The organism is Actibacterium lipolyticum, from assembly GCF_900184935.1.
In the GTDB taxonomy this organism is placed as follows: domain Bacteria; phylum Pseudomonadota; class Alphaproteobacteria; order Rhodobacterales; family Rhodobacteraceae; genus Actibacterium_A; species Actibacterium_A lipolyticum.
Genome location: NZ_FXYE01000008.1, coordinates 1 through 5,303, shown reverse-complemented (window position 1 = coordinate 5,303; position 5,303 = coordinate 1). Strand labels below are relative to the sequence as shown.

3 protein-coding genes are annotated in these 5,303 nt (G+C 52.2%); all 3 read left to right on the top strand.

Annotated features, from left to right (window positions below):
* The first annotated feature begins 357 nt into the window (after window positions 1-357).
* The 3 genes from COL8621_RS18880 (at window position 358) to COL8621_RS18870 (ending at window position 4,783) form a co-directional block, all read left to right on the top strand.
* Window positions 358-792 carry a hypothetical protein gene (locus COL8621_RS18880; RefSeq protein WP_093968990.1) on the top strand — a complete coding sequence of 145 codons (435 nt, stop codon included), beginning with the start codon at window positions 358-360 and terminating at the stop codon, window positions 790-792.
* Between the two features lie 3 nt (window positions 793-795).
* A complete protein-coding gene (locus COL8621_RS18875; RefSeq protein ID WP_093968989.1) occupies window positions 796-3,390 on the top strand; it encodes a DUF4132 domain-containing protein in 2,595 nt (864 codons plus the stop codon).
* 691 nt (window positions 3,391-4,081) lie between these two features.
* Entirely contained in the window at window positions 4,082-4,783 is a 702-nt protein-coding gene (locus COL8621_RS18870) for a hypothetical protein (RefSeq protein WP_141137925.1), read from the top strand.
* Window positions 4,784-5,303 lie beyond the last annotated feature (520 nt).

Below are 5,303 nucleotides of genomic sequence, written 5' to 3'. Positions count from 1 at the left end.
AATTCTCAGTGACTTTGCACATATGAAGCTAAACGAGAAAGATCGATATCTGATCAAAAATTAACTTCGGTCATTCGGGCAGGTCGCAGCAAATGACTGGTACGAGCCCGGCTGCATCATGCTGCAGCCTGATCGAATGTCGGCTCTACTGATCAATTGACCTAGCTCGATAGCCCACAACGATAGCAGATATCGCACTAGTTTACTCCGAGCAATTTTGCGAAACCTCAGCGATCTGGGGAATGCATTGATTGAACGTGAACTTGATGAGCCTGAGTGCTTATTGTCGCGATCATACGGCCAAATTTCTGCCCAAGTTCCTCGGTATTATCATATTGAGACGTTGGAGATTTTCGCTTGCGACCAAAAACAGAGACGACCCCCATCAACGTGATCCTCCGCGATGAGAGCATTCCCCGATCGAACGTCGTTGAGTCTGTTCTTCAAATCCGATCCATGCAGTTAACGGCTCGAGAACTGATCGCAGAGCGCGTGCGGGCGGAGTGCGACAAACGCCCGACCACTGATGTCGGGGCCCATGCCCCACAGCTCATTAAGCGGGAAGCCAAAGAAAGGGCGCTGAACGGAAAGGTCAAACCGCATGTTTTTGTTCACGCGGACAGTGACGACTTACAAATTCAACAGATTGAAATCGCGCTGACGGCTTTTGAAAGAAACGGCCTGATCTTACTGGTCGACGGCACACAAATCGAAGATCTCGACGCGGTGATTCAGTTGAATTCTTCCACTGTCGTTACGTTTTTGAAACTCACACCTTTGGTCGGGGGATAAGCTGTGGTTTTACAGCCAAAGGCAGACGCCGGAATCGGATACGATGACGACTTTTTCCCTCAGCGCGACGGAAACCTAACCGCAAAGATCGAAACATTCCTTGAGAAGGCGCAGCAAGAGCTGAACGACCAAAGCGCGCGGCCTGATTGGGGAAAATGCCATGTCGTCAAAGCACTAAAGTCAAGCGACAACAAATTCTCAACAGATGTCGCCTGTTACTGCTTCGATCACATCTGCCGTCAGTTCTACGAGGTTACGCCCGATACGCGTTCCGGGGAACGGACGTACCTGAAGTATGCTCCACTCTTGAAGGTCCTTGCACGCAAACCGCTGGTCCTGGATGTCCCTGTGCTGGTCACTTGGATGCGATATATGCTGGACATCACAGAGCGTTCCAAGAGTGTCTCGACCAGCCCGCAAAAGGTCAAAGGCTTTGCGGATCATGCTAACTGGCCACTTGCATCCCTGATCCAGATCATACTGAAAAGGGCCAAGAAACACCCTTTGAGCTCAGACGAGATCGAACAGGTCCGATCCATGCTGGATTGGGAGCCGTTCCAGCCAAGCTATGTTTGGTTTGATGCGTCAACGCTGAGCAAGCGGATCAACGAAATTCTGGCCACTGCAGAGCAGGATGTAATAACTGCTCCACCCTACAAGGCCTTGGGCGGGGACAACTTCGGCATCGCTGTCGAGGCTAAACTAAATGCTCTGCCGGTGGCCAAATCGCAAGAGTGGCACAAAGTTCTGCATCTGGCGGCCTCGGTGGTTGGATCACGCCCCACTAAGAAATTTCACGCATCGGTCGAAGCCCTCAAAGCGGAACTGGGCAAGGAAAAGTTACGCGCGATTTTGCACGAAATTGTACGTTTTGCCTTGGACGCAAAACTCTACCAAACGCCTTGGATGCTCGAACATGAGGTCATCTTTACCAAGAAAAACGCGGAGCTACTCAAAGGCATTACCTGGGTCTCGATGCAATATCAGGACGCAAAAACCATAAACCAAATCGCCGACCTTTGCGAAAAGTCGATGAAAAAGATCCCCGGCATAGGCCCAGCAGCACAAGCCACTGCGAATGCCTGCCTTTTCTATTTGGAAGACACACCGGGTATCGAAGCGACGGCGCGTTTGTCCCGGCTGTCGACGGCAATCAAGCAGAAGAGCATACAAAAGAAAGTTTCTGCTATCGTCGCCAAGAAGGCGGAAGCGGCCGGTATCACCACGATCCAGTTGGAAGAGCGGGTTGTTCCAAGCTATGGGTTGAACAACGGTGAAAAAATAATCGCCTTTGACGACTACACCCTTAAGGTCAACGTGGACGGGCCCGGGCAGGTCTCCCTGACATGGTTGAAGCCAGATGGATCGCCCCAAAAAAGCAAGCCAAAATTTGTATTGGACAATGCTGCGCACAAAGCGCGCTTTGACAAAGTGCGAAGCGAGGCTTCGTCTCTCAAGAAGGTCTTGACCGCACAACGTGATCGGATTGACCGACTGTTTGCAGAAGACGTTGAATGGCCGTTGCATGAGATAGAGGAATACTACGTTCAACATGGCTTGATTGGCGTGATCGCAGCCAAACTCGTCTGGGTCTTGCGGACTGAGGGGAAGGCCATTGCTGCTGTCTGGCACGATGACACCTGGCAAGATCTCAATGGTGCGCCAGTCGAGACCACGGAACAAACGACTGTGCGACTCTGGCATCCGATTGATTGGGAAACAGAAGTTGTCATGGCTTGGCGCGCGCGCATGGCAGCGCTTGAGATCGTCCAACCAACGAAACAGGTGTACCGCGAAGTCTACCTGCTGACCGATGCAGAGAGGTCTACAAACACCTATTCAAATCGCATGGCTGCCCACATGCTTAAGCAACATCAGATGGCCACTCTGATGGCGGCGCGAGGTTGGCACTACAGCCTAATGGGGGCTTATGACGACGGCATTGACAGTCAATGGGCAAGCAAGAACTTTGTGACAACAGATCTTTCGGCTCGGTACTTGCTACATACGAACTGGGACGACGAAAACTGGAACGACGCTGGTATTTACCTTTATGTCGGAACCGATCAGCTTTGTTTTGTGCGGAATGAAGAGCCCGTTGCTTTGGAAACGGTGCCACTACGCGTCTTTTCCGAAACCATGCGCGAGGCAGATTTGTTCGCGGGTGTCGCCAGTGTCGGAAACGATCCCCTCTGGGTGGACCAAGGTCCTACACCCGAAGCGCGAACCTATTGGCAGTCTTATTCCTTCGGTGATCTGGATGGTTTTGCCAACACGAGAAAACAGGTCCTGGAGGACGTGTTGCCCCGCCTCAAAATCTGCGATCTGGCCCATATCGAGGGCAACTTTCTGATCGTTGATGGTAAACTCAACACATACAAAATCCATTTGGGTTCATCGAACATCTTGATGCAACCGGGAGACCGGTATCTTTGTATCGTGCCCGCATCCGGTTCACAGTCGTCGAAAGTTGCGCTGCCCTTTGAGGGCGACAACCGACTGTCCGTCATTCTTTCCAAGGCTATCATGCTCGCTGAAGATGATAAGATAACGGCGCAGGACATTGTCCGACAGTTGCGTGCGCCGTCTGAAGGCTAGCATTAGACCTCGTAAAGTTTTGCAATTCGAGCTTTAGGCTGGCGTTAAGTGTCCGGGCTCTCTCTGCTTGTTCAGAAGAGCGTTTCCCCCACCTGACTGCAAATGCGCCGTGGTGTAGCACACTTGACGGTTTGTGACCTTGGAACACCATGCGCAAAACCGGCCAATCGCTTAGCCGCAGCGAAAGCTCGCTTCGTCCCGCAAGCGGACCTGTGGGCAGATCGCAGCGAAGGGCAGGTATGAGAGCCCAAAGTGCAAGATGCTTCAATCCGCACGAATGTCGCCGATGCGGTTGTAAGTGGACATTGTGCACAAAGTTTCTGTTGCTTAATCGGGCCTCAGATCGTTCCAGTGTTGCATCCGCAACGCAGAGATTAACAATCGGGTTCAGCCCTGCACATTTGCCATGCTACTCAATCAGCTGTTACGCAAATAATATAGTCTCAGCAGATTTGTTTGTCCGAACGCGACATGATGGGGACCGATGGGTAGGAAGTTACTAACCGTTTTCTTGGTCGTGTGTGTTGCGTTGTTGATCCTCGTAACAACCTGGGCTGGCTCGCGGACATCCGTACAATCTGTACCCTTCCTTCCGGTCATTCACCCTAACGGGAAAAAGGAATTCCGACTGATTAACGTAGGTGATGACGGGCGGAAAGGCACAGCTGATGATGAAACGTGGGTTCTTCACATGCCGGAAGGTCTTTGGGCCAAGTCCCGAGACGAGGGTCGCACAGCGCGGCAAATAGAGGAAAATCCCGACTATCCATATAATCTTAACTTCTCGTTCGTCCTCAAGCTGCCAGAGCTTGATTTCATGCCAGAGCCATTCGAAGAGGCTCGGTATGATCGCGCGATGATCACGGTGCACGCCGGTCAGGAACCATATGGGTCGGGCGCATTCGAAGGAAGTCTGGAGAACCCGTTTTCGGTTAAACATGACCTCCGCGCCAACTACAATTGTCGACGTGACGCCTTGGTCGGGCCAGGCGTGTACGCTCTCCGAAGCACGACAGAGGCAGAGGGCGCAGAAATGGCACGACGTTTCAAAGATCAAATACAGCCAGCGGTATTGCGCCGGTTCTCACCGCCCGAGTGCAACCGGCCGCTCTCAGGGGCACTCCGCCAAGAATACGCAATCTACGATAAACAAGGGCGCGGCGTTGGCTTAGGTTCTTGCGTGGCGTTGAAAAACTCTGATCTGCAAATCGGTCCGAAAGGCACCTGCAACTTTCGGTTTTGGCTGCCAATTGATCGGGAAATCTCTTTCGGACTGCGCGCCGAATTCGTCCCAAATCTTCAGAGTGTCTATGCGCGGGCGCTCGAAATTCTTAGAGAAGCCACTGACGAAACCCGATCCGTTAACATCGAAATGTGGGAGGATCCGAGGTGAACTCCCTCACCGGTGTCAAAGGTTTTGAGCAGGACGCACATCGATTTTGACTATGCTTCGTGCACTTCGCGTTCGTACACAGCACGCACCAACAAAATCTTCTGTTGGAGTAGCCAAACGATACGACCAAAGCATCTTATTATCAGCCCCTATAAATGCCGGTCACTACTACTGTCGCACGGTCCACAAAGCGGACGTGTATTCCAAAAGCGCCAATGACCGCAAAGTCCCGCAGTGCTGCCTTTTGTGGCTACGGCTAGCGAAGGTCCGCAACGCCCACGCAAGTCCCGCGAAATTGCGTGGGCATTCTTCAGCGCGTTGATCGCCCCTCAAGCTAAAGTAGGAGTTCTATTGCTCCGCACACGATCCATGAAGGCATCGGCAATAAGTGGGTCGCCAATGTCGTCTTACCAATCCACAGCCGGGCGTTGAGAGATCATGATGACCGATAACATGGCTGATCGGTCCTCAATTGCATTCAAAATGCGGAATTGGAATTACCCAAAGAACACGCTCGGGG

Bases quoted from the DNA above. Each gene is read 5' to 3' on its own strand.
- COL8621_RS18870 (WP_141137925.1), top strand. From the start codon at position 4,082: ATGCCGGAAGGTCTTTGGGCCAAGTCCCGAGACGAGGGTCGCACAGCG.